Origin of the sequence: Bradyrhizobium sp. Cp5.3 (genome assembly GCF_000426265.1) — a bacterium.
GTDB classification, from domain to species: Bacteria; Pseudomonadota; Alphaproteobacteria; order Rhizobiales; family Xanthobacteraceae; genus Bradyrhizobium; species Bradyrhizobium neotropicale.
Genome location: NZ_AUFA01000047.1, coordinates 22026 through 47747, shown reverse-complemented (window position 1 = coordinate 47747; position 25722 = coordinate 22026). Strand labels below are relative to the sequence as shown.

At 60.5% G+C, this 25722-nt stretch carries 22 protein-coding genes; 20 read left to right on the top strand and 2 right to left on the bottom strand.

Annotation, left to right across the window (positions count from 1 at the left end; all coding sequences use genetic code 11):
• The first annotated feature begins 51 nt into the window (after nt 1–51).
• On the top strand, nt 52–336 hold the full coding sequence (locus K289_RS49400) for a LexA family transcriptional regulator (RefSeq protein WP_027555782.1): 285 nt from the start codon (nt 52–54) through the stop codon (nt 334–336).
• Here K289_RS49400 and K289_RS53190 read toward each other — a convergent pair.
• Complete coding sequence (locus tag K289_RS53190; RefSeq protein ID WP_198024830.1) at nt 240–500, bottom strand: LysR family transcriptional regulator; 261 nt, start codon at nt 498–500, stop codon at nt 240–242. The genes K289_RS49400 and K289_RS53190 overlap by 97 nt on opposite strands.
• A gap of 174 nt (nt 501–674) precedes the next feature.
• On the opposite strand from K289_RS53190, the gene torT reads away from it, so the two are divergent.
• The 10 genes from torT to K289_RS0135410 all read left to right on the top strand — a co-directional run bounded on the left by torT (nt 675) and on the right by K289_RS0135410 (nt 13683).
• Complete coding sequence (gene torT / locus K289_RS0135455) at nt 675–1760, top strand: TMAO reductase system periplasmic protein TorT (RefSeq protein WP_027555781.1); 1086 nt, start codon at nt 675–677, stop codon at nt 1758–1760.
• 42 nt (nt 1761–1802) lie between these two features.
• Entirely contained in the window at nt 1803–3344 is a 1542-nt protein-coding gene (locus K289_RS0135450; RefSeq protein ID WP_051311134.1) for a sugar ABC transporter ATP-binding protein, read from the top strand.
• A gap of 14 nt (nt 3345–3358) precedes the next feature.
• Nucleotides 3359–4366 (top strand): ABC transporter permease, encoded by a 1008-nt coding sequence (locus K289_RS0135445; RefSeq protein ID WP_051311132.1) that lies wholly within the window; start codon nt 3359–3361, stop codon nt 4364–4366.
• A gap of 89 nt (nt 4367–4455) precedes the next feature.
• A complete protein-coding gene (locus K289_RS0135440; RefSeq protein WP_027555778.1) occupies nt 4456–5391 on the top strand; it encodes a VOC family protein in 936 nt (311 codons plus the stop codon).
• Nucleotides 5392–5529: 138 nt separating this feature from the next.
• Nucleotides 5530–7059 carry an aldehyde dehydrogenase family protein gene (locus K289_RS0135435; protein WP_027555777.1) on the top strand — a complete coding sequence of 510 codons (1530 nt, stop codon included), beginning with the start codon at nt 5530–5532 and terminating at the stop codon, nt 7057–7059.
• Between the two features lie 37 nt (nt 7060–7096).
• A complete protein-coding gene (locus K289_RS0135430; protein ID WP_035686987.1) occupies nt 7097–7849 on the top strand; it encodes a dimethylmenaquinone methyltransferase in 753 nt (250 codons plus the stop codon).
• Nucleotides 7850–8615: 766 nt separating this feature from the next.
• The gene (locus K289_RS0135425) at nt 8616–9857 is read left to right on the top strand and encodes an FAD-dependent oxidoreductase (RefSeq protein WP_027555775.1); all 1242 of its coding nucleotides are present in this window, start codon (nt 8616–8618) and stop codon (nt 9855–9857) included.
• Between the two features lie 10 nt (nt 9858–9867).
• Complete coding sequence (locus K289_RS0135420; RefSeq protein ID WP_027555774.1) at nt 9868–10143, top strand: sarcosine oxidase subunit delta; 276 nt, start codon at nt 9868–9870, stop codon at nt 10141–10143.
• The gene (locus K289_RS0135415) at nt 10140–13034 is read left to right on the top strand and encodes an FAD-dependent oxidoreductase (protein WP_156918356.1); all 2895 of its coding nucleotides are present in this window, start codon (nt 10140–10142) and stop codon (nt 13032–13034) included. The genes K289_RS0135420 and K289_RS0135415 overlap by 4 nt, the downstream gene beginning before the upstream one ends.
• 1 nt (nt 13035) lies before the next feature.
• Nucleotides 13036–13683, top strand: coding sequence for a hypothetical protein (locus K289_RS0135410; protein ID WP_027555772.1), 648 nt, complete (start codon nt 13036–13038; stop codon nt 13681–13683).
• 14 nt (nt 13684–13697) lie between these two features.
• On the opposite strand, the gene K289_RS46265 is transcribed toward K289_RS0135410, so the two are convergent.
• Entirely contained in the window at nt 13698–14594 is an 897-nt protein-coding gene (locus tag K289_RS46265) for a LysR family transcriptional regulator (protein WP_051311128.1), read from the bottom strand.
• 188 nt (nt 14595–14782) lie between these two features.
• Between K289_RS46265 and K289_RS0135400 the strand changes: the two genes are divergently transcribed.
• The 9 genes from K289_RS0135400 to folD all read left to right on the top strand — a co-directional run bounded on the left by K289_RS0135400 (nt 14783) and on the right by folD (nt 25720).
• Nucleotides 14783–16021: a pyridoxal phosphate-dependent aminotransferase gene (locus K289_RS0135400; protein ID WP_027555771.1), complete on the top strand. Its 1239-nt coding sequence runs from the start codon at nt 14783–14785 to the stop codon at nt 16019–16021.
• Between the two features lie 62 nt (nt 16022–16083).
• Nucleotides 16084–16860 carry an aspartate dehydrogenase domain-containing protein gene (locus tag K289_RS0135395; protein ID WP_035687011.1) on the top strand — a complete coding sequence of 259 codons (777 nt, stop codon included), beginning with the start codon at nt 16084–16086 and terminating at the stop codon, nt 16858–16860.
• Between the two features lie 166 nt (nt 16861–17026).
• On the top strand, nt 17027–19099 hold the full coding sequence (locus K289_RS0135390) for a hydantoinase/oxoprolinase family protein (protein WP_027555769.1): 2073 nt from the start codon (nt 17027–17029) through the stop codon (nt 19097–19099).
• On the top strand, nt 19092–20771 hold the full coding sequence (locus K289_RS0135385) for a hydantoinase B/oxoprolinase family protein (protein WP_027555768.1): 1680 nt from the start codon (nt 19092–19094) through the stop codon (nt 20769–20771). Before K289_RS0135390 ends, K289_RS0135385 begins: the two co-directional genes overlap by 8 nt.
• Entirely contained in the window at nt 20768–21934 is a 1167-nt protein-coding gene (locus K289_RS0135380; RefSeq protein WP_245284087.1) for an extracellular solute-binding protein, read from the top strand. The genes K289_RS0135385 and K289_RS0135380 overlap by 4 nt, the downstream gene beginning before the upstream one ends.
• Nucleotides 21935–22043: 109 nt before the next feature.
• Nucleotides 22044–23063: an ABC transporter ATP-binding protein gene (locus K289_RS0135375; RefSeq protein WP_245284086.1), complete on the top strand. Its 1020-nt coding sequence runs from the start codon at nt 22044–22046 to the stop codon at nt 23061–23063.
• Entirely contained in the window at nt 23060–23926 is an 867-nt protein-coding gene (locus tag K289_RS0135370; RefSeq protein WP_027555765.1) for an ABC transporter permease, read from the top strand. The genes K289_RS0135375 and K289_RS0135370 overlap by 4 nt, the downstream gene beginning before the upstream one ends.
• Nucleotides 23927–23937: 11 nt before the next feature.
• Nucleotides 23938–24732 (top strand): ABC transporter permease, encoded by a 795-nt coding sequence (locus K289_RS0135365; protein WP_245284085.1) that lies wholly within the window; start codon nt 23938–23940, stop codon nt 24730–24732.
• Between the two features lie 97 nt (nt 24733–24829).
• A complete protein-coding gene (gene folD / locus K289_RS0135360; protein WP_027555763.1) occupies nt 24830–25720 on the top strand; it encodes a bifunctional methylenetetrahydrofolate dehydrogenase/methenyltetrahydrofolate cyclohydrolase FolD in 891 nt (296 codons plus the stop codon).
• Nucleotides 25721–25722: the final 2 nt, after the last annotated feature.

The following is a 25722-nucleotide window of genomic DNA, read 5'->3' as shown; positions in this document are numbered from 1 at the left end:
AACGTACATTCATCGTCGCCTCCCTGTCGGAGGCCCGGGACGAATCGATCGATGAGTCAAAAATCAGGCGCCGCGCACTTTACTGAAAAGCAGGGCCACTACCTGGCCTTCATCTATACCTACTCGTACATGTTCGGACGGCCGCCTGCCGAAACCGATATGCAGCGCCACTTCGGCGTCAGCCCGCCCTCAGTCCATCAGATGATTGTCACGCTCGAACGCAACGGCCTCATTCGCCGTCAAGCCGGTGCCCCCAGAAGCATCGAAATCCTCGTGCCACCAGAAAACTTGCCGATCCTAGATTGGCTCGGTATCAAACCGTCAAAACCACTGTGACGAGCCACTAGATCCAAGCCTGTCTCCAGGGCTGCAAGTTTCTTCGAGACCGCAGGCTGAGTGATGTGCAGGTAGTTAGCCGCCCGCTGGATGCTTCGATACGTGTCGAGGGCGATCAATAGTCTCAAATGACTGAGATTCAGATTGTTTCGCAGAAAGAGCATGCGGCAGTCCATCTTCGATATAACCTAATGGTTATATTAAGCACGACAAAGCATCAATTGACTTCATATCATCACGAATGCCTAATTTCTCGCGTCGCATAAAAAATAGGCGGTGCGCGCACGGGGATGACCCGGCAGCGACTTCGTGGGTCGATCAAGCAAAAGGAGAAGGTCATGAAGTCGCTGTTGGGGATTGGAGTTGCAGCCTGCGCCGGCCTTGTGTTGGGAGCGATTTCGATCCCGGCGCCGGCCAAGGCGGGGGAATGGTACCCTCTTGCATTCAATGGAAAGAGCGTCGGCGGCAAAGAAGGCAAGTTCGACTATGTGCCGCTCAGTGCAACTGGGAAGGCCAGCAAGAATTGGTCGATTTGCGTCTCGTTTCCGCACATGAAGGACGCGTTCTTCCTAGCTGCAAACTATGGCATTGTGGACGAAGCCAAGAAGCTCGGCGTCAGTGTCCAGACGTTCGACGCCGGTGGTTACACCGAACTTGGCAAGCAAATATCGCAAATCGAAGATTGCGTCGCTGGCGGCGCGAACGCGCTTATCATGGTCGCCATCGCGCGCGATGGCATGGACAATCTCCTCGGCGAACTCAAGCGCAAGAACATCCCAGTAGTTGATGCGATCAATGGTGTTTCGTCGAAGGATACGGCCGTACGGGTCCTGACAAGCCCCTATGATGAAGGGCTCCGCGCTGGCCAATACCTGGCCGCAAATCATCCGGTGGGCAGCAAGCAAGTCAACGTTGCGTGGCTTCCTGGCCCCGCCGGTGCGGGCTTCGTCGTCGCATTTGACAACGGCTTCAAGGAGGGCATTAAAGACAGCGCGGTCCACATTGTCGAAACGAAATACGGCGACATCGGCAAGGAAGTCCAGGCGCGGCTTGTCGAAGACATCCTGCAAGCGCACAAGGATATCGAATACGTCGTCGGCACCGCGGTGATGATCGAGGGGGCGTATCCGCTTCTGCGAGCTCGCGGCATCGAGGACAAGGTCAAGCTCGTCTCCGTCTACACGACGCCCGGCGTCTACGAATTCCTTAAAACTGGTGGCATCGAAGCAGGCGGAGCCTCGCCCGTCGTCTCGACCGCCCGTATCGCGCTCGATGAGGCCATCCGCATTCTCGAACACAAGGTCGAGTACACGGACGTTGGTACGATCGGCAAGGTCTATTCCAATAGCGATATTGCTTCACTTGATCGCGGCACGGTATTGGCACCAAACAACTACCGCCCGGAATTCTCTTACAAACCGTAGCACAAACAGCGGGCAAGGCTGCCAACCGCGCGGAAGAGCTCAATGTCGACGCCGACTTCATTCCCCGTCGCGCAACCTATCGGCGCGCAGAAGTGGCCCGCCATGCGCGTCCGCGGTTTGACAAAGCGATACGGCCAGGCAGTCGCCCTGGACGATGTGTCGCTGGATGTACAGTTTGGCGAAGTCCATGTATTGTTCGGAGAGAACGGGGCGGGCAAGTCGACGCTCATCTCGCTGATATCCGGAGCGCGACAACCTAGTTCGGGATCGATCGCGATCGAAGGCCACGTCTGCCGGCTTGACTCCGTCGCGACGGCGCGAGCCCATGGGGTTCGCGCCGTATTTCAGGAGCTGTCCCTCGTCCCGCAACTGACGGTCGCCGAGAATATCATGCTTGGCGAGGAGCCGACAAACGGCCTTGGCCTGCTGTCCAAGTCGAAGGTTTTGCGAGAGGCGAAACGCCTGGTCGATGAGCTCGGCTTCGATCTCGATGTGGATGCGAAGATTTCGACACTTGCACGCGGCAAGCAGCAGATGGTCGAAATCTGCAAGGCCCTCCGGCAGAACCTCAAGCTCCTGATTCTCGATGAGCCGACTGCGTCATTGTCTGAGCACGACGCTCAATCTTTTTTTGCGCTGATCAGGCGTCTCAGGAGCCACGGCACCGCAGTCATCTATGTCACGCATCGGATGCACGAGATTTCCCTGCTCGGAGACCGGGTTTCGATCCTGCGCGACGGCCGCCACGTTAAAACCGTCAGAGGCGGAACGTCGAGCGATGAGCTCATTCGCCTGATGTCCGGACGTGAGGTGGCTGCACTCTATCCCGAGCCGGGGCCCGATGTCGGACCCGTTCAGCTGGCCATCGAGAACGTGACACTCGCGCAAGAGACCGGTGTCGTCCAGGTGATCGATGCAACCATCAAGATTCGAGCCGGCGAGATCGTCGGGCTCGCGGGCCTTGTCGGCTCCGGTAAAAGCGAATTGGCCCAGGCCTGCTTCGGGCTAAAGAAATTCGAGCAAGGCCGGATATTGATCGAAGGAGCGCCTGTGGCGATCCGCAGTCCTTCGGATGCTATACGGCAAAGGCTTTGGTACACGCCGGCCGACCGCAAGAACGATGGCCTGATGCTCGAGCGCAGTTCTCGTGAAAACCTTGCCCTGTCAAGTCTGGCCATGGGAGCTTTGCAGGGCGCGTGGATCAGGCCCAGGCGTGAGCTGGATTACCTATCTAACGTAGTCAGTGCTGTCGACTTCTCGATCGGGCGGTTGAAAGATCCAATCTCCGTACTGTCGGGTGGAAATCAGCAGAAAGTCCTCTTGGCAAAGAGCCTCGTTCAGGACGTGAAGGCGTTCGTTCTCGACGAACCAACCGTCGGCGTCGACATCGGCGCCTGCATGTCGATCTATCGTTACCTGTCCGAGTTGAGCGCGAGAGGCGCGGCCATACTCCTCGTTTCCTCGAACCTGCCGGAGCTGATCGGACTGACGCATCGCATGATGGTTATGTGTGACGGTCGTCTGGTCGCCGAGTTCAAACGCGAAGACTACGATGAGTATCGTATTCTCCAGACATTCTTCTGAGGGAGGGCGGCAAGTTGGACGGCGCAGCGCAGGGCATCGTGAATCGACCGGCGAAATCTCGTTCCGAACTTCTTAACCTTCTGGCGCAGAACCGGAATGCTATTGCTCTGCCGGTCATGTTCGTCGCCGCGGCGGTCGTGTTCACAATCGCATCGCCCAACTTCGGCACATTGGAGAACGTCGCAAACGTTGCAAGGCAGGCAGTCTACCTGCTGATCGTCGCTCTCGGTCAGTTGATTGTAATTGTGAGTGGAGGGCTCGATTTATCGGTCGGCTCCGTCATTTCGCTGACGTCGGTCGCGAGCGCGATGACGATGTCGGCAATGTACGCCGCGTTTCCGGACATGCCGTCGCTCGCGATCGCCGCCGGTCTTGGCGTGGGCGCGTCGATTGGCGCACTGGTCGGTCTCGTCAATGGTATCGGCGTCAGCGTGTTCCGTATCGTGCCGTTCATGATGACGCTCGGCATGTCATCCGTCCTGTTCGGAATCACCCTGATGATTTCGGGCGGGGTGCCCGTCTACGGTATGCCGCCGCTGCTTGGCGGGTTGTTCGGATTCGGGCGCATCGCGGGCTTTCCGATTCCTGCCATTGTTGCGCTTGCCGTCGTGGGAGCGACCTATGTCGTGCTCGAATGGACGCGGTTCGGTCGTTACCTCTACGCAACAGGTGGCAACACGCGTGCCGCGGAGTTGTCTGGCGTCAACACGCGCCGCGTCTGTGTCATTGCGTTCGTTCTCTCCGGCGCGCTCTCTGCCCTGTCCGGGTTGTTGCTAACAGCGCGATTGGGGACCGGCGAGGCCAATGTTGGTGCCAGCATGCCGCTGGATTCGATCGCCGCTTGCGTGATTTCAGGGGTGAGTCTTGCCGGCGGACAGGGACGGGCATTCGCAGTGGTGCTCGGAACCTTGTTGATCATCGTAGTTCAAAACGGGCTGAACCTTATGCAAGTCGGGGCCTATGCGCAATCAATGGCCGTTGGCGGTATTTTGATCCTCGCAATGGCCTTGGCCCGACGTTGAAGTCTTCATATCCAATCGAAATAGGCGAGCTTGCAAATGATCGGTGAAAACTCGATCGCCGCTGTTCTTCTAACGGAGAGATGACCAGGATGCCAAAAGCAATCGATTTAGCCTACGTCACCTACCAGGCGACCGACCTTGGTCTCATGGAAGAGTTCATGCACGATTTTGGACTCGTGACGGCGGAGCGACGTAATGACCTGCTGTTCCTGCGTGGTGCCGACTCCGCTCCGTTCGTCCACGTCACGCGCCTCGGCTCCAATAGCAAGTTCCTAGGCGGCGGACTACGGATGGCCAGCCGAGCTGATCTTGACGAACTCGCGTCGATGCCGGGCTCATCGCCGGTCGAGAAAGTCGAGGATTGGCCCGGCGGCGGATGGCGGGTTCGCATGATTGCGCCGGACGGTTTCATCGTCGACGCGGTCTGGGGGCAGAAGGAGGTCGAGACTCTATCGCATCGCCCTAGAAATCCGGTCAACTGGGGTGATAACAAGGAAAGGGTCAATGCCTCCCTGCGGCCCAAGCGCGAGGCAGGTCTCGTTCTCAGGCTCGGTCACTTCGTCCTGCGAGTGACTAACCACGCGGAAACGCTGTCCTGGTTCCAGACCCGCTTTGGTCTTCTGACGTCTGATGTGATGTGCGTCCCGGGCGATGAGAGCAAGATCATCGGAACGTTCGTGCGATTTGACCGCGGAAGCCAACCCGTCGACCACCACTGTCTGTTGATCAACGAGGCGTCCGAGATTGGTGTCCATCATTGCAGCTTCGAGATGCAGGATATCGACGCCGTTATGGGCGCGCATGACTATCTCGTGAGTAAGGGGCACAAGCTGGATGTCGGCGTCGGCAGGCACCTGATCGGAAGCCAGATATTCGACTATTGGCGCGATCCATTCGGTTTCCGCGTCGAGCACTACACGGATGGGGACGTAGCAAACAACAATTACAAAGGGCTCAACTATCAGGTGTCCGCCGAGGACACGACGCAATGGGGGAGTGATCCCACGCCCGACTTTTTTCACTGAAGCGACGCACGGCTCATTTGCGAAAATACTCCACCGATCTTCCGTTGGTGATCCCGTGGCATGACACCTCTCGAAGTTGGGATTCGACGGGCAGCTTCCTGTTGGATCCAGGAACGCTCGCGCAAGCAGGATAGGTAGATGTTCAAGACGAATGATGTGCTCAGGCAGTTCGAAATCGGAGCCGTGCAGGCTGGCGCTTGCTCGATGCCGCGTGGCTGGTCCAAGGCCCAGGGACGGGAAACCTTTGACGCCGTCTGCCCGGCGGACGAAACGGTCACTGTGAAGGTCGCCGGTGCAACAGCAGAGGACTATGAGACCATCGTCAGCGACGCGGCGGCGGCGCATCTCAAATGGCGCATGGTGCCTCCTCCGCGCCGCGGTGAATTCGTCGCGCGGATCGGCCGCCTGGTCGAAGAGCATATCGACGGCTTGGCCGCGCTCATTGCTCTAGACACCGGCAAGTCGCTCATGGAGGCGACGGCAGAGCTCAGGGAAGTCATCGACATGGCGGGCATGGCGGCCGGGCAATCGCGGATGCTCTATGGCTTTACCCAGCAGTCACAGCGATTCAAGCACAGGATGTACGACCAGTGGCTTCCGCTCGGCTTGGTCGGAATTATCTCAGCCTATAATTTCCCGGCTGCGGTCTGGGCGCAGAACGGCTTTCTCGCCGCGATCGGCGGCAACACCGTGATATGGAAGCCGAGTCCGAAGGTGCCGCTTACTGCCCTTGGCTTGCAGCACCTCTGCAACATTGCAATGAAGGAGTTCGGCTTCCACGGCGTGTTTTCGCTCTTCTTGCCCGCAGACAACGAGACGGCCGAATTGCTGGTCAGGGACAAGCGGATCGCCCTAGTGTCATTCACGGGCTCCAGCAAGGTCGGACAAAGGGTTGCCGAACTGGTCGGGACGACACTCGGTCGGCGATATATGCTGGAGTGTTCGGGCAACAACGGTTGCATCGTCGATGAGACCGCAGACCTGAAGCTTGCAGCGCGCAGTATTACGTTCGGGGCTGTAGGCACCACCGGTCAGCGCTGCACCAGTACTCGGAGAATTATCGCGCAACAGTCGATCATCACGCCGCTAGTTGATTTGCTGGTTCGCTCCTTCGGGCAAATTAGGGTCGGAGATCCGAGGGAGGAGGGAACCGTTGTGGGTCCCCTCGTCGATCGCGCGGCGGTCGCCCAATTCGAATCTACGGTGAAACAGGCGATCGAACTTGGAGGAAAGGTCGCTTGTGGTGGAAAGCGAATCGATCGTCCAGGCTACTATGTCGCGCCAACGATTATCACCAATGTCAGGCCGGAGTGGCCTTGCGCTCAGCACGAGACGTTTGCGCCGATCGTGTTTGTCATGGAATATGCCAACATCGAGGATGCCATCCGTATTCACAATGACGTGCCGCAAGGCTTGGCGTCCGGTATTCACAGTACTAGTCTCGCCAATATAGAACTGTTCCTATCCGCGGCTGGGAGCGACTGCGGGATCGCCAAGGTAAACATGGGAACGACGGGTGCGGACATCGGAGCGGCTTTCGGCGGGGAGAAAGAAACCGGCGGTGGACGAACGGCGGGTTCGGACTCCTGGAAGGGCTATATGCGTCGCCAGAGCGTATGCATCAACTGGGGTGGAGAATCTCCGTGGGACTCACGAATAAGCCTGTAGGCAAGATCATTGATTATCGCGTCGGTGGAGCAAGCGCGTGACCTCGTTTAATGTTTCTCCGATCGTTCCACTCGAAGCCGATTTGCGGGCGATGCTGGGCCGTTGCGGTGCTGCGAACTTGTCGAATGTCTTGCTGAAGCGGGGGTTTCGCAACACGTTCCTGCTTGGGTTGAAGTCTGTATCTGGAACTACAGATCCGATGGTGGGCCCGGCCTTCACAATGCGTTGGATTCCCGCGCGCGAGGATGTGGACAGTATGGACCTATATTCGCGAAATGATAGTCTTCATCGGCGCGCAATCGAAGAATGTCCGCCTGATTCGGTGCTGATAATGAGCACGGGAAATGACTCCCGTGCGTCGTGCATGGGCGACATGATGGCATTGCGATTGAAAATGCGTGGCGTGGCCGGTGTGGTGACTGACGGCGGTTTTCGCGATGCGCCGGGTATCCGTTCGAGCGGTTTGCCATGCTTCGAACTGGAGAGTTCTGGTCCCGCGACGCCGATTTGGTTGCATCCGGTCGAATTCAATACGCCCATCGGCTGTGCCGGCGTTCCAATTTATCCCGGCGACATCATCGTGGGCGACGGTGAGGGCGTCGTTGCAATCCCGCGTGGTGTGGTTCGCGAGGTCGCTGAAGAAGCAGTGCGTGTTGCCGAATACGAAGTCTTCGTTGCCATGCATCTTCGGCGTGGCCGATCCATCTATGGGCTGTTTCCGGCTACCTATGAGAGTAGATTCGAATATCAGAAATGGCTGAACGACGGTCGCCCGGGGGCAAGTGGTTGAACAGCGAGGTTGCTCGACCGCATCAGGGCGAGTGGCAAGGGGGCCTGACGAGCAGTCGGTGCCTAAGCGGCCGCTGTTTCATAAATGATGAGTGAGCGAGGCGTCCCTCAGTTTTTGAACCCAGGGACGCCACGCACTAAGCACTCGGTTCGAGTGAGCTGGTTTTGCAAGTTATCTGAACAGAGACGGAATTGCGCTTAAGGGCTTGCCGATCGGTTCCAGGATCTGGAGGCAACCGAGCTTCGCAGGCCATCGCGATCGTGTGAAATCCATCGGTCGCATAGCGGCGGACCGCGGGTGCCACCCGGCACCCGGCCTTCCCTGCGGCCTCTTAGCTCGAGAGGTTGACGCGACCACGCAAAGCTCGGACGATATCAGTCGCAAGAACGCAAGTTCCCGCCCGCTGATTGACGGGGTGGTCGATGACCGAGCGTTCGCGACACATCCAAATTCAAGCGGCCTGCGCGCCAGTTCTGGACGCGATCGATTGGTGGTGCAAACGCGTCTCTTGTGGATTCCACAGCGTCGACGGCGGCTTAAGTGCCATGGATGACCCGGCGTAGTCGGATCTCCCTTCTCGCCAGAGCTCTCAGCCCGAAATATGCTCTTGCGTTCGAGCGCCAGGTCGCAACTGACGTGGCCCCGGCACCCTTGCAAAAAATAATCGGGGTCAGCGATCCAGATAACGTTGCTTGATGAGCCAGGCGAAGAAGGCGAAGCATAGGGCTCAAGCAATCATGATGCTAAACGAAGGCAGCCCCACGCTATGCCTCTCACATTGCTCAAGTATGGGCTGAAACGCGACTACGTTCCGCACCGCGAGATTCCTGGGACGCCGGATCTGAGGCGCCGCTATGATGTGGTCATCGTCGGCGGCGGTGGGCATGGCTTGGCGGCTGCCCACTACCTTTCCAAGTATCATGGTATCCATAACGTCGCCGTTCTGGAGAAGGGTTACCTTGCGGGAGGTAACACGGCCCGTAATACGACAACCATTCGTTCAAACTACATCACAAATCAATCGATACGCTTCTACAAGGAGGCCGTTTCACTCTACGAGGACATGTCGCATGAGCTGAATTTCAACGTCATGTTTTCGCAACGCGGCCAGCTCACGCTCGCGCATTCAGAGGCGACTCTTCGATCCTTCCATCTGCGGGCCGAGATGGGCAAGCACCATGAAACGCGGATTTCGGTGGTGGATCCGCGCCAGGTGAAGGAGATCTGCCCTCATCTCAACATGGATGAAGGCGGTCAGCACGAGATCCTCGGCGGCCTCTGGCACGAGGACGGCGGCACGGCACGGCATGATGCGGTCGCATGGGGCTACGCGGCGCAGGCCGCCAAGCGAGGCGTGGAAATCCACCAGCGGACCGAGGTGCTCGGCTTCGACACGTTCGGCGACAAGGTGTCGTCCATCAGAACCAGCCGCGGAACGGTGAGCGTCGGACACGTGATCCAGGCAGCGGGCGGGGCCAATCAGCACGTTGCGAAATTGGCGGGCATAGATATGCCCATTCGGTGCTTCCCGTTGCAGGCCATGGTAACCCAGCCGCTGAAGCCGTTCCTCCACACGCTGGTGTCCTCGGCCAATCTGCATACGTATCTCGTGCAGTCCTCCCGCGGCGAAATCGTAATCGGCGGCGGTTCGGATCCGTATCAATTGATTTCGACGCGCTCGACCCTCGACCTGAAAGAGCAACTGGCTCACGGCGCCGTGCAGCTATTCCCGTTCCTGCATAACGTGAAGCTGCTGAGGCAGTGGGCAGGCATCACCGACATGACGCCGGACTACACCCCGATCATGGGCGCCAGTCCGTTCAAGAACTATTGGCTCGATTGCGGTTGGGGCACCTGGGGCTTCAAGGCGACGCCCGTTGCCGGAAAATACCTTGCCGAGACCGTCGCGAACGAGCGGGTCGCGGACATCCTGCTTCCGTTCAGTCTTGGCCGCTTCGAGACGATGGCTCTCATAAATGAAATGGGTGCGACGGCGGCAAGCCACTAGGATCTGTTGGATGAAAATCATGAATTGCCCGCTGAACGGGCCACGAAACATCAGCGAGTTCACCTGCTTCGGGCCCGTTCACGACGCCATCGATGCGCAATCGGCCAGCGATGACGCCTGGTGCCACTACCTATTCTACCAGGAGAACAAGGCTGGGATCATTCGCGAGTGGTGGCGACACACGCCTTCGAATTACTACTTCATCGCCGAACGACACACCGTCACCGACGAAATCATCACGACATACAGCGCGAGCGAGCTTTCTCGCATCGAGAACAAGTCATGATTCCGCGTTTGCCCCTGCCATATGGGACCCGTATCGATCGAAGCCAGGTCCTGACCTTCAAATTCGAAGGCAGGACATTTCGCGGGCTCTCCGGTGACACCCTGGCAAGCGCGCTCGTCGCTTCGGGACAGTGGCTCATCTCGCGGTCGTTCAAATATCACAGGCCGCGAAGCGTCATGACTATGGCGGGGCAGGACGCCAATACGCTGGTCCAGGTCGCCGGAGAACCCAACGTCCTGGCGGACGTCCATCCTCTCCGCGAAGGCCTCGAAGCGACAGCGCAGAATGTGAACGGGTCGCTCGAAAATGATCGCGACGCGCTCCTCGACCGGCTCGGCCGGTTTATGCCGGTCGGCTTCTACTACAGGACGTTTTTCGGTCCGGGCAAGAGCAGCTGGCTCCGGTTCTGGGAGCCGCTCATCAGAAAAAAGGCCGGTCTCGGCAGGGTCGATACCTCCGCTCCCCGAGTCCGCTATGAAAAGCAGAACCTGTTCTACGACGTTCTGGTCGTCGGCGGCGGCCCCGCCGGCCTTTCGGCCGCGATCGAGGCTGCGGAGGCGGGTGCGCGCGTCCTCGTGGTGGACGAGAACCCTGAGCTCGGTGGCTCGCTGACCTATGCGCGGTTCGACGACAAGCTGGAGGCCACCGCGCTGTTGCTGCGCGATTTGAGACGGCAGATCAAAGCGCATCCCGGCATCGATGTTCTCACCAATGCCGTCGCGAACGGCTGGTATGCCGACAACTGGATTCCTGTCATTACGGCGAACCGGCTGTACAAGGTGCGTGCGAAGGAGGTCATCCTTTGCACCGGCTCGCTCGACCAGCCGGTGCCGTTTCGCAACAACGACCTTCCCGGAATCGTGCTGGGATCGGCCGTACAACGATTGTTGCGACACTACGCCGTGAAGCCGGGCCGGCGCGCGTTGGTTTTCGCCGGCAACCGGGACGGCTACCGGGTGGCGCTGGACCTCGTGGAGGCCGGTGTCGAGGTGGCGGCGGTCGTCGATCCGCGCGCCACGCAGCAACACGCTTCATTCGCCGCAGAGCTCGAGATGAAAGGCGTGCGGATCATCCTCAACGCCAAGATAGCAGCGGCCGCAGGCACCGCGGGCAACAAGCATCTCAAGGCCGCCAGGATCACGCGCGCCGACGCGGATACGTCGGACTGGATCGATTGCGACCTTCTTTCGGTGTCCTGCGCCTATACTCCGACCTATCAGCTCGCTTTGCAGGCGGGTGCGAAATTGAGCTACGACGATGGCACGGCGCAGTTTACGCTCACCAACGTTCCCGCGCATTTGACGCTGGCCGGATCGGTCGCGGGCAATTTTTCCCTTCCTTCGGTTCTCGCGGCGGGACGCAAGGCAGGTGGGAACGCCGTGCAGGCACTGGGTCTTCCTTCGCGTGAAATCGAGGTGCCCGAGGACGAGGAACGAAGTCTCAGCAGCCTCGAGCTTCCCCTTGTCGGGCATTCCAAGGGGCGCGATTTCGTCGATTTCGACGAGGATCTCCAGGTCAAGGACATCGAGAACGCGGTTCGCACCGGCTACGACGAGCTTGAGCTCGTGAAGCGTTTCTCGACGGTCGGAATGGGGCCGTCGCAAGGCCGTCATTCGGCTCTCGCCACGGCCCGCATCGTAGCGCGTGCCACAAAGCGCAAGGTCGCCGATATCGGCGTCACGACATCGCGGCCGCCATTCGGCCCCGAAAAACTCGGGCTCCTCGCAGGGATTCAGCAGAGCCGTTATCGCTACACATCGGTCCATCATCGTCACGTCGAGGCCGGTGCGAAGATGACGCCGGTGGGAGCGTGGTGGCGCCCGTTGTATTACGGCGACCAAAAATCCGCCGATGCACTGATTGTCGACGAGGTGAACCGCGTCAGGCAGCGCGTCGGCATCCTCGACGTCTCGACCCTCGGCAAGATCGAACTGCGCGGACCGGACGCCGGGCTGTTGCTCGATCGCTTCTGTTCGATGAACTACGCCAAGCAGCCCGTCGGCAGGGTCCGGTATTGCCTGACGCTGAACGAGATGGGATCGGTCATCGACGATGGCGTGGCCTTCAGGGTGGCGGCGGATCACTACTACGTCACAGCGACGACCGGCGGAGTGGATCGCATCTATGCCGACATGTGCTGGCAGAACGTTCAATGGGGGCTCGACGTCGACATCCACAACGTAAGCGCCGGCTTTGCGGCCTTTAACCTCACCGGACGTCTCGCCCGGCAGGTTCTCGAGGCGGCAGGCGGCATGGATGTCTCCTCCGAAGAACTGCCCTTCCTGGGCGGGCGCATCGGCCGGATCGCGAACTGTCCCGTCCGCATCATGCGCATTGGCTACTCCGGCGAGCTGAGCTTCGAACTGCACACGCCTCAATCCTATGGAGAGGCCTTGTGGGATGCTCTGATGGAAGCCGGCAAGCCGCTTGGACTGCGACCCTACGGCCTGGAAGCGTCGCGAATCCTGCGTCTGGAGAAGGGGCACATCATCATTGGTCAGGATACCGATGCCGTCAGCACCGCGGACGAGCTGGGAATGGCGTGGGCGCTCGCGATGAAGAAGCCCTTCTTCATCGGCAAGAGGTCGACCGAACTGCTTCGCCGTCTTCCCGCCAGGCGTCGCCTGGTCGGGTTCGAGCTTGCATCGTCTGAGCAGGACAGGCCGGACGAAGCGTGCCTCATCCTGGAGCAGGGCGAGGCGGTCGGTCACGTCACGTCGACCTGCCTGTCGCCGACCTTGGGGAAATGGATTGGTCTCGCCTTCGTGCCGGCCGATCTGGCCGAGCAAGGCAGGGGCTTGCTGATCAAAACGCGGAAGGGCGCGCAGCTACGAGCTCGCATCGTCTCTCCGCACTTCTTCGACCCCGAAAACAAGCGGCAGGAAATCTGATATGGCTGTTCTCGCGGCAGGTCGGCGGACACCGCTCGGCGATGTGTATGCCGAACATTCGGATGGCATTCCTTCTTCCATCGATGCGACACTCGTCCGGACGACGGTCGTGCCTGAGAGGAAGGGCGAAGGGCCGATCGAAGTCTTGGATCTGACCCGGTATGCCCGCTTCGGCATCAAGGGCAGGGGCGCCAGCGATTGGCTGAGGTCCAAGGCGATTCCGCTGCCAGAGCCGGTCAATTCGCTTGCCCCGGTTGCCTCGCGAAAGCTCGACCTTGTTCGTCTCGGAGCCGAGGACTATTTGTTCCTCCCTCAATCCGTCGGGCAGTCGGCTTCTCTGGCTGCGTTGCGGTCAGAATGGGAATCCGACGGCCGCGAGCGCAAAGGCTTCAATGCCTGGCGAGAAGAGGTCTGGGCATGGTTCCACGTCCATGGAGCCAACGTGGCGGAATTTCTCGCAAAGACGTGCCCTGTCGATCTGAATGCCGATCGATTGCCGCTACGAAGCGTGGTGCAGACCCGCGTGGCGCAGATGGACTGCATCCTCGTACGTACCGACCGCACCAACGATCACGGCTTCGACTTGTTCTTCGACGTGGCCTCGGCAGATTTCATGATGTCGAGCCTGAAGGAGCTGGGTGCTGCGTAACTGAGCCGCGGGACCTACGGGGTCGACGTTCCTTTTTGAAACTCCTGCTTGAGCCAATCAAAAACCTTGTGCGCGGGATGCCACGAAGGTTTGTCGGGCGAGCCGGTGAGGGCGAGGCAAAGCGTGGTCTGAACCTTGGCCTTGCTCCAGGTCGCGACGCGCCCGTCCTTCAGATACGGCTCGCAATAGGAAGAGTAGGTAACGACGAAGCCGAGGTTCTGGGCCGCGGCCTCGAGCCCGGTCGCGGAATTGTCCACCTTCAGCGCGGGAACGTCGCCTTCCAGGTTGATGCCGAGCTTGGTCGCCCAGCGCTGCCAGACATTGTGTCGACCCTGAACGAATATTTTCCGCGATGAGTTCAGCACATCTTGCAGCGCGATCGTGGAAAGCGATCGCATGAATGCTGGCGCGCAGACGAGCTCCAGGGTCTCATTAGGTAGACGAGGAGTGTCGGCGTCCAGCTCCGAGGCGTCGCGAACTTCCACGACGATGTCGGCCAGGTCAGCGTTCGGGTCAGTCCAGATCGCACTGTTCAGGCGAATCTCGATATTCGGATTTTGGCTCAGAAACCCGTCGAGCCTGGAGGCAAGCCATAAGGTAACGAACGACAGGGGAGCCGATAAGGTCACGGTGCGCGGCACATTCTTGCCGCGCAGCCCCTCGGTTGCTGCAGCTGCGAGATTCAGTGCTTCGGCGACGCCCGGAAGGTAGGCTTCGCCCACCTCGGACAGTTGCAGTCCATTTTGCCTGCGTACGAACAGTTGCCGCGAAAGGTAGGATTCCAGCCCGCGTACACGCTGACTGACTGCGGCCTGTGTGCAATTCAGCTCCTTTGCGGCTTCCGTGAAGCTCAGATGCCGCGCTGCGGCCTCGAACGCCTGAAGCCCGCTCAGAGGAGGCAAGTTTCTCATCCAAAACGCCGCCAAATGAAAACAGGGTCACTGAGCCAGTTTTTATTTCTTGGAGCGTAATCAAGCAAGTACTACCGATTAGGGATGGGTTGATCCTCGCGGCAAAAAGGGCCCACGTGCTTGAGTGTGCGATGCCCAACTAGCAGTCAGCGATTGGCGGATCAATGGGCAACGGTGGCGAGCGTATGATGAATTCGATCCAGAGAAAATTCGCCGAGCTCGCAACCGAAAATGCTCCGGGCCAGGAGGTTCGGCTCACCGCGCAAGCTGCTGACGGTGCCCTTCTCGGCGGTGTGATCGAAGGCAGGCCGGTCGATTTTTCTCACGGCGACGTAGATGCGTTCCTGCCGGCTCCGGGGGCGCTCGAGGCGTTTCTGGAAGGCTATCGCCGCGGCGGATCCCAGGCCTACACCGAGTATCTCGGCGACGCCGCGGTTCGTGGCGCCGTTGCGGAGAGGCTGGGTATCTTTACCGGTGCGCCCCTCTCGGCCACCGAGGACCTGATCGTGACGCCCGGAACGCAGGGCGCACTGTTTCTGGCCATGGGGGCGACGGTCGCCTCGGGGACGAAGGTCGCCGTGGTCGAGCCGGACTATTTCGCCAACCGGAAACTCGTCCGCTTCTTCGACGGCGTCCTCGTCCCGGTCGAGCTCGACTATCTCCGAGCGGCCGGCCGGGCAGGCTTGAACCTCGACCAGCTCGAGTCGGCATTCAGGGACGGGGCACGGGTTCTCGTCTTCTCCAATCCCAATAATCCGACGGGCGTCGTCTACTCGGATGACGAGATTGACGCGATCGCCCGATTGGCCGGCAAGTTCGGTGCGACGGTCATTGTCGACCAGCTGTACTCGCGCCTGCTCTACGCCGGACAGGCGTACAGCCATCTCCGCGCCAAATCGTTAGCCCGCGAGAATCTGATTGCGATCATGGGGCCGTCAAAGACCGAGTCGCTCAGCGGCTTTCGCCTTGGCGTGGCTTTCGGATCGGCCTCGATCGTCGAGCGCATGGCCAAGCTGCAAGCCATCGTATCACTGCGCGCGGCAGGCTACAGCCAGGCCGTTCTGAACGTCTGGCTTGCCGAACCGGACGACTGGATGCGTGACCGCATTCAGCGGCATCAGGCAATCCGCGATGATCTGATCGCTATCCTCGGGAAGGTTGACGGACTTGCGCTGCGAAAGCCCGAGGGTGGCAGCTATCTGTTCCCAAGGCTTCCCGAGCTGACGATTGCCCCGATCGATTTCGTCCGCGCCTTGCGGTTGCAGGCCGGCGTCACGGTGACTCCGGGAGTGGAGTTCGGCCCGCACAGTTTCGGGAGCATCCGGTTCAATTACTCGCAGGATCACGAAGCGGCCGTCGCCGCGGTGGAACGGGTCGCTGCGTTGATCGACCGATATCGTGTTCGACGTGTTGCGCGGAGTGCGTGAAGCGTATCGCCATACATGAGCGCTCGGGCGGGTGGTCCGCTCCTACCGACAGGTTACTCGTGATGAAGTACCGTAAGATTGGCATCATCGGCGCGGGCCTGATCGGAAGATCCATCTATCGAGAAGTTGCTCGTTCCCGAGCGGCCGAAATCGCGTACGTCCTCGTGTCCGGCAAGAAGGCCGCTTCCGAGCGCGACGTCGAGGGCGTTGATCCGGCGTTGTTGGTGTCCGATCTCGACGAAGCAATGGCGCGGCCGGTCGACCTTGTGTTGGAGGCGGCCCACGCCGACGTGCTTGCGGCAGTCGCGCCGCGCGTGCTGAAGTCTGCCGATCTTTGCGGGTTCAGCTGCTCCGCCCTTGCCAGACCCGAAGTCGAGCGCGCCGTCGATGAAAGTTGCCGCGCGAACGGCACGCAGTTTTTCCTGCCTCACGGCGCGATCCTGGGACTTGATGGGTTCGTCGATGGGCGTGACAGCATCGAAGACGTCACGATCACCACGACAAAAAGCGCTGCGGGTCTCGGCCTTGAGACCGGCGTCTCTGGTGTTGTCTTCGAGGGGAGCGCCCGGGAAGCCTGCCGGAAATTTCCGAGGAACGTGAACGTGCATGCCGCCATCGCAATCGCGGGCATCGGCTTCGACCGGACCAAGAGCATCGTCGTAGCCAAGCCCGGGACTGACGAGATGCGTCATCGCATTCAGGTTTCGGGGCAAGGTTTCGCTTGGGACTTCTCCGTCGCATCGCATTCCCTTGGCGGCGTGACGGGGGCCTACACTCCTAAATCAGCCGCGGGGTCGGTGCGGCGTATTCTGGCGTCCAGCGGAATCGTCAACAGCTGAGAGAGACAATGGCAATTCCTACGACAGGCACGCCAAACGGGACTCCGGGTCATGCAGCCTCGATGAAATCGTCATCGACCATTGCGCGTTGCGAGGATGGCCCCTGGGCAGACGCCGCAACGATTCAAGCATTCACGTCAAGGTAGGGCGGATAGGCAGGCCGACAATGCTTCAGCAGAACAGCTCAAATCCAAACTGGGTCGTCGGTGTCGATGTCGGCGGTACCTTTACCGACTTTTCGGCCAGAGATCTGACGACAGGCCGCGTCCTGATTCACAAAAGGCCCTCGACACCGGACGACCCCTCGCGAGCCGTCCTGCAAGGATTGCGCGAGCTGACCGAGAAGTACGAGATCGATCCAGGCGCCATCACGCGTTTTGCGCACGGGACCACCGTCGCGACCAACGCACTACTTCAGCGGAAGGGCGCCAAGGTCGCTCTGGTCACAACCAAGGGCTTTCGCGACCTCGTCGAGATCGGCCGCCAGGTTCGGCCGCACATCTATGATCTGCAATTGGATGCGCCGCAGCCACTCGCTTCCCGGGCGCTTCGTTTCGAGATCGATGAGCGCATCGGCCCGACCGGTGAGGTCGTCCGCGAGCTATCCGATACTTCGATCGACGCCTTGGTGGCGCAGTTGAGGAGACAGCCGGAGATCGAGGGCGTTGCGGTCTGTCTGATCTTTTCGTTCCTCAATCCCACGCACGAAAAGCGGATCGCCACCGCGCTGCGTGAGGCATTCCCGAACATGTTCGTCTCGGTTTCCAGCGAGGTGCAACCGGAGTTTCGCGAGTTCGAAAGGTTCTCGACCACGCTGATCAATGCGTTCCTTCAGCCCGAGGTCGGGCGTTACATGAACCGCCTGAAGCTCGAGGTGACGACGGTCGCGCCCAACGCGGAGTTCGGCATTTTCCAGTCCAGCGGCGGATTGATGTCGGTCGACAGGGCCGCGCAATTTCCGGTTCGCACCGCGCTCTCGGGACCTGCCGCGGGGGCGGTCGGTGCGGCTGGCGCCGGCGCGATGTCTGACATTCCCGATATCATCACCCTGGATATCGGAGGAACCAGCACGGACGTCTGTCTGATCCAGGCCGGCAAGACCGCCATCGCGAGCACCCGCGACATCTCGGGCTTCAGGATTCGGCTGCCGATGGTGGACATTCACACGGTCGGCGCGGGCGGCGGATCGATCGCTCGGCCGGGCAGTGACGGGCTCCTGAAGGTCGGGCCCGAAAGCGCCGGGGCCGTGCCGGGACCGGCCTGCTATCGCCGCGGTGGCACGCTGCCGACCGTCTCGGATGCCAACGTCATTCTCGGGCGGTTGCCGGTAACGCTCACCGGCGGGGGCATGACCATCGATCGTGACCTTGCCGTCAAGGCCGTTGCACCGATCGCGTCCCAGCTCGGGCTCAGCGTCGAAAAGGCGGCGCTCGGCATCGTCGGGATCGTCACATCCAACATGGTCCGCGCCATTCGGGCGGTGACGATCGAAAGGGGATACGATCCGCGCAAATTCGTCCTCATGCCGTTCGGCGGCGCGGGCGGGCTGCACGCCGCCGATGTCGCGCGCTCGATCGGCATCAAGCGCATCATCGTTCCACGTGCTCCGGGAATTCTGTGCGCCGAAGGTCTGATCATGTCGGATCTGCAGGAAGACTTCGTCGCGAGCTGTCGGGTTCGTGTCGGTGGGGACATGCGGGCCGCCGCAAGCGTCGTCACGGACCTCGTGAAGCAGGGAGAGGGTTGGCTTGCCCAGGAAGGCGAGGGCGCTCTCGAAACCCGTCTCGTCCTGTCGTTGGACATGCGGTATGTCTGCCAGAACTACGAGCTTGCCGTTGAGGTCGCAAGCGGCTCGGGCGCTCCGGTCCTGCCGGATGCCGAGCAGCTGCGCGCAGCATTCTTCGCGGCATATTTGAGGGCTTATGGCCACTACGACCAGCAGGCACCGATCGAGATCGTGAACGTCCGGCTTCGGACGATCGCCAAGCTGCCGCAGAGCCAGTCGGTGACGGAAAATCCTGCCGGAAAGCTCGAGCCGTCCGATACCAAAGACGTCTGGTTCGACGAAGCGGGGCCCGTTTCGACGCCGATGTACGACCGCTCCGGCCTGCCCGTTGGAACCGTCATCAAGGGCCCGGCCATTATCACGCAGCTCGACTCGACCACGGTGATTCCGCCGTGGGCCGCGATCACGGTCGATGCCGCCCTCAACATGATCATGGAGATCGACAATGTCTGAGATCGTGATCGACCCGATTTCGCTGGAAATCGCCTGGAACGGGCTGAAGTCGATTGCCGACGAATGCTTCATCAGCATCATGCGAAGCGCGTTCTCCACCAACGTGAAGGAGCGCCATGACCATTCCACGGCCATTGCCGATGCGCAGGGCAGGCTGGTCGTGCAGGCGGAAATGGCGCTGCCGATCCATCTTGCATCGATGCGAGGACTGACGAAGTTCATCCTGGACCGATATGGCAGCGATATCCACCCCGGCGACGTCTTCATCGCCAACGATCCGCACGTTGCGGGAGGTACGCACCTTCCGGACATCAACATGGCGATGCCGGTTTTCGAGGGCGATCGCCTCATCGGGTTCGTCGCCAACATCATCCACCACGCCGATGTCGGCGGCGCGGCGGTCGGATCGATGTCGGGAGGTCTCAACGAGATCTACAAGGAAGGGCTGCGGATTCCGATCATGCGGCTCTATTCCAAGGGCGTGCTCGATCAGGATCTGCTGACCCTCCTGCTGCTCAATATGCGTCTGGAGGAGGAGCGACGGGGCGACCTCAACGCCCAGATCGCGGCCTGCAAGCTGGGCGTTGCCAGGCTCGAGGACATGTTGCGCGAGCATGGCGGCGACCGGATTTCGGCGATCTTCTCCGAGGTGATCGCACGCACCGAAAAGCGGATGAGGAAAGCCATCGCATCGCTTCCTGACGGTGTCTACGCCTTCACCGACTACATGGATGATGACGGCGCGGGCACCGACAATATCAAGATCGCGGTGAAGATCGAGAAGACCGGCGACCGTATTCTCTTCGACTTCGAGGGCAGCGATCCGCAGGTCCCCGGCAATTTCAACATGGTCTTCAACGCGACCCAGTCGGCGGTGTGCTACGCGCTCAAGGCCCTGCTCGATCCGAACGTGCCGAACAATCAGGGCATCTTCGATGCGATCGAAATCAAGGCGCCGCTCGGTTCGTTCGTGAACTGCATCGCTCCGGCCGCGGTCGCCTTGCGTGCCAACTCCTGTCAACGCGTCGTCGACTGCGTATTCGGCGCCCTGGCCGAGCAGGTGCCGGACCGCGTGGTCGCGGGCACGAACGGTGCAAACACCAGCGCCGTGTTTGCAGGCATAGATCCTCGAACCGCCCAGCTCTACGTCTATCTCGAAACGCTTGGCGGCGGCATGGGGGCGCGCGCGACCTTCGATGGCAAGGACGGCGTCCAGGTCAACATCACCAACACCTCCAACCTGCCCGTGGAGGCCATCGAGCTCGAATACCCGCTCCGCGTCGAGGAATACTCGTTGATCGAAAACACCGGTGGTGCGGGGCGCTTCCGCGGCGGCCTGGGCATCCGGCGCACCATTCGGCCGATCGGTCACGTCTGCGAGTTCAACGGTGTCGGCGAACGCTTCGTGCACAAGCCTTGGGGACTGTTCGGTGGCGAAGACGGCTCGACAGGACGGTTTTACGTTCGCTCGGATGCCGGTCAGGTCACGGAGCTTGCCGCCAAAGCCTGCTGCGTGCCTCTGGAGCCCGATGCTGTTGCAGTGCTCGAGACGGCAGGAGCGGGTGGCTATGGCCCGCCGGCCGAGCGGCTCGCCACAGCAATCCAGGAAGACCTCACTTCCGGTAAGTTCTCCGAGGAATTCGTGAAACGATATTATCCCAAAGCGTCTTGAGCGCGGCAGGAAGCCTGCCCGGAGGTCTGGGCAGGCGAGACATACAAGACTCCGAAGACGGGCGTGACCATACATTGTTCAACGTGAGACAGGAGAATTCCATGCCGAATTTGACGCGACGCAAGGTTCTGGCTCTTGGCGCCCTGGGTGTGGCCGCGCCATGGGTCAGCAAGGCAAGTGCTCAGGAAAGGAAGATCACGGTCGCCGCCTATAGCGATATCTTCGAGGACATCTACAAGCGAACCGTCATCGAGCCCTTCATGAAGGCAAATCCCGGCATCCGCGTGGACTACATGGGAATGCCGACGTCTGCCCAAAACCTCGGGATGCTGCGAGCGCAAAAGGCGGCGCCTCAAATCGACGTCTGCATCATGGACGTCGTGGTCGCCAAGGCCGGCGGCGACGAAAACATCTACAAGCCCGTGACCGCCGAGCAGCTGCCGGTAATGAAGGAGTTGGTCCCCTCGGCCCTGATCCAGGGCGTGCCTGGTCCCGCCGTGACGTTCGACGCGCTCGTCCTGATGTATGCCCCTGGCAAGTTTCCAACGCCGCCGACATCATGGAAGGAGCTTTGGGACAAGAAGCATGCGGGTCGCATCGCAATCGATGCTCCCCCGAACCTGGTGGGGGTTGGACTGACGCTGATTGCCAACAAGCTGGCCGGAGGTGGTGACTATCGCCAGTCGATAGACAAGGGAATTCAACTGCTGGCAGAGATGGCGCCCCTCGTGCAGACGTGGGATCCCAAGCCCAATCCCTATGCGGCGGTGGCGAACGGGGTCGTCGATCTGGGGGTCGGATACAATGCGCGAGCGCAGACTGTTTCGAAGCAGAATCCGGATCGCATGGCGGCCGCGATGCCCGAAGAAGGCTCGATCTCCCAGATCAACACGATCAATCTCGTCAACGGATCCAAGCAACCCGAGGCGGCCCTCCAGTTCATGTCATACGCGTTGAGCGGGGAAACGCAATCGAGGTTCACTGAAGAGCTCTCCTACGTTCCAACGAACAAGAACGCATCAATTTCCGAGGACGCGCGGAAACGGACCGCTACCACGCCGGAGCGGATGGCTCGAATGATCGATGTGGATTGGATCGAGGTCGCCAAGTTCAGGGACAAGATCACCGAGCAATGGCGCAGGAACGTTATTAGCCGCAGTTAGGCATCTCGTTCCAGGATCGGCACCGCGGGAGCGTCACGCAAGTGACGGGAAGACATTGTATCTAGAGGTTGAATCACTAGAGAAGCGATACGGTCACTTGGCGCCGTCGGTGGCCAATCTGTCCTTCTCGCTCGGGCAGGGCGAGTTGCTCGGCCTATTGGGCCCGTCCGGTTGCGGCAAGACCACGACCCTTCGGATGATCAGCGGCCTCGTCCAGGCGACGTCGGGTAAGATCAAGGTCGGCGGTCAGGATGTCACCCGCCTGCCGACCTACCGACGCAACATGGGAGTGATGTTCCAGTCCTACGCTCTATTCCCGCATATGACCATCGCGGAGAACGTCGCGTTCGGACTGCAAATGCGCAAGATAAGAAAGCCGGATATCGCAAAGCGGGTCGCATCGGCGCTCGCGATGGTTCGTTTGGAGGGCGTCGCGGGTCGCAAGCCCCGCGAACTTTCAGGCGGCCAACAACAGCGCGTCGCCCTCGCCCGGGCGCTGGTGGTGGAGCCCGATATTCTGCTGCTCGACGAGCCTCTCTCGAATCTCGATGCGAAACTGCGTGACAACATGCGCAACGAGATCCGGGAGATACAACAGCGCCTGCGGATGACCACCGTCTTCGTCACGCACGATCAGACGGAAGCCATGGCAATATGCGACCGGATCGTCGTGATGAACCGCGGCAAGTTGGAGCAGATCGGAACTCCCCTCGATATCTACGAGAGGCCGGCCACACCGATGGTGGCCGAGTTCGTGGGGCGCATCAACCGATTGGACGGACAATGGCGTAACGACGGCGCCATCGCAGTCGGCGACTCGCTCATCCGCGCGAACGCCAGCGCTGGCGCGGGGCGTGTCCTCATCATGATCCGCCCTCATCGCATCGATCTCGAAGCGGCCGGTGAAGCAAGTGTGGGCTCGCCGGAGGAGAATATCGTTGTCGGAACGATCCGACACATCACCTACGTCGGGGATACGCTCCAGTATGCGGTCGCGACGGCAGCTGGTCTCTTGCAGGTTGAAAAGGCCACGAGCTCGGCGACGGATCCCTTTCAGCCCGGCGATTCCGTTACGCTGCGATGGAAAACGCGAGACACTCTTACCTTCTCCTCGGAGGCGACGGGATGACCGTTTCCGCGCTCGAAGCGAACGACGCAAAGAGCGGAGGGGGATCGTTGCTGTCCGCCCTCCTGCTCCCGATCGTTCTCGTGAACATCCTGGTCTTCGTCGCGCCCGTGGCGAATCTCGCAGCCATGTCGTTCCGCAGTGCGGCGGCTACGGGAGCGATGAATGAGGGTTTTGATCTGTCGACCTGGAGTTCATTGATCTCGGACGCATACTACTGGTCGATGTTGTGGCGAACGGTCTGGATCGGGGCGCTGATCACGCTCGTCACGCTGGTGCTGTCCTATCCTCTCGCATTGTTCGTCAGCCGTGCGACAAAGGCCAAGGCGCTTCTCATCGTGCTCTGCATCTCGCCGCTATTGATCTCGGCCGTGGTGCGTACCTACGGTTGGATGGTGATCCTCGGCGACCAGGGCTTCTTGCCGGCGGTGTTGCGTTCGCTCAACCTGACGCCGCCGCGGTTGATCAACAATCAGCTGGGCGTCATCATCGGCATGACCGAAATCCTCATGCCTTACATGATACTGTCGCTTCTCTCCGGATTCGGAAAATTGGATGCAACACTGGAGCAGGCCGCGGAGACGCTTGGAGCCGGCCCTTTTACCGTATTCCGCCGGATTGTTCTCCCACTCAGCATGCCGGGAATTCTGCTGGGATGCCTTCTCTGCTTCGTTCTCGCGGTGAGCAGCTTCATTACGCCCAAGATGCTGGGAGGCGGGCGGGTCGCGCTGCTGGCAACCGAGATCTACGACCAGGCCATCGTCACGTTGAACTGGCCAGTTGCTGCGTGCTTGTCGGTCCTGATTCTGATCGTGTTCGGAACAGCCCTGCTGTTCTACGGGCAACTCTCCAAGATCGTAGAGTAGGGGGCTCGGTCGTGCTGCCAAAGATCGCGAGAGGCATTCACGCATTGGGCATCATTTTGATAATGATGTTTCTGCTTGCGCCGGTGATCCTCGTATTCCCCATATCATTCTCCGCCGACGCTTATGTCGCTTGGCCACCATCGGCCTGGAGTGCCAGGTGGTACGTCGCTCTTCTTCACAACGAAGAGATGGTGACGGCATTTCGGAATAGCCTGCTGATCGCGGCTTGCGTGACCGTCATAACGCTCGTGGTCGCGATGCCCGCTGCCGTGGCCTTGACGCGATGGAGTTTTCGGGGGCAAGACGCCTTGATTTCCCTGTTTACCGCGCCGCTCTTGCTTCCAAGCATCGTCCTGGGCCTGGCGATCCTCGTCATATTTGCCGGATACGGCCTAGTGAGCAGTTGGCCCGGGGTCGTGATTGCGCACCTGGTCATTACCCTGCCTTATGCCTTGAGAGTGCTGATGACGGGCCTCGGCACCATGCCGTCATTCGTGGAGGATGCCGCTGGAACGCTCGGCGCAGCGCCCTGGCAGGTCTTTCGTCAGATCACTCTGCCGCTCATGACGCCTGCACTCGTCGCGTCGGCAGCGCTGGCCTTCATCGTTTCGTTCGATGAAGTCGTGATTTCGCTGTTCATTGCGGGAACGCAGCTCAAACTGCTCCCCGTCTCGCTCTACCATTACGTGGAGAGCTGGACCGATCCGCTCGTCGCCGCGGTCTCCGCGCTCCTCGTGCTCGGCACGCTCGGCATCGTGCTCATCGTGGAGTGGGCCATCGGGCTCGGAAAGGCCGTCTCAAAGTGATCATCGGAGTGCGGGGCCGGTACGAGACGGCGGCGCAGAATAGCCCGGGTCGTCCCACCGATAGCAGGCATTCGTTCAAATTGATCGGAGCAGCGTAATGAAACGTGGAATTATCGATGGAAAGGCCGCTGCAGCCCAGATCCGCCGCCGGGCAGCGGACACTGCCACGAGGCTACGCGAAGAGCACGGGGTCATCTGTGGCCTGGCCGTCGTGCTCGTGGGCGAAGATCCCGCTTCCCAAGTCTATGTGCGCAACAAAAGCAGCCAGACCCGCGAAGTCGGAATGAACTCGTTCGAGCATCGGCTGCCCGCCGCTACGTCCGAGGAGGAATTGCTGGCGCTGGTCGCGAAGCTGAATAACGACGCGGCTGTCGATGGCATACTGGTCCAACTTCCGCTCCCGCCACACATGAACTCGGGTCGCATCATCAACGCGATCGCACCGCACAAGGACGTCGACGGCTTCCACATCTCCAACGTTGGACTTCTGGGGACCGGACAACGGGCCTTGGTGCCGTGTACGCCCCTCGGCTGCATGATGCTGCTGAAGGAGGTCCACGGCGACCTTTCGGGCCTCGAGGCCGTGATCGTGGGACGGTCGAACATCGTCGGAAAGCCGTTGGCGCAGCTTCTCATCGCAGCGAATTGCACGGTCACCGTTGCGCACAGCCGAACGCGTGACCTTCCGTCGGTGTGTCGGCGAGCCGACATTCTCGTCGCCGCAGTCGGCCGGCCCGAAATGATCCGCGGCGATTGGATAAAGCCGGGTGCTTCCGTAATCGACGTCGGCATCAATCGTGTCGAACGTAGCGGAAAGTTCCGTCTCGTCGGCGACGTCGACTTCGGCGAGGCGACTTCCGTCGCCGGCGCGATCACGCCTGTTCCGGGCGGTGTCGGTCCCATGACCATCGCGTGTCTCCTCGTCAATACCCTGACCGCGGCGCATCGAGCCAGAAACCTCCCCGAACCCGTCGGCTTGACGGCCTGAGT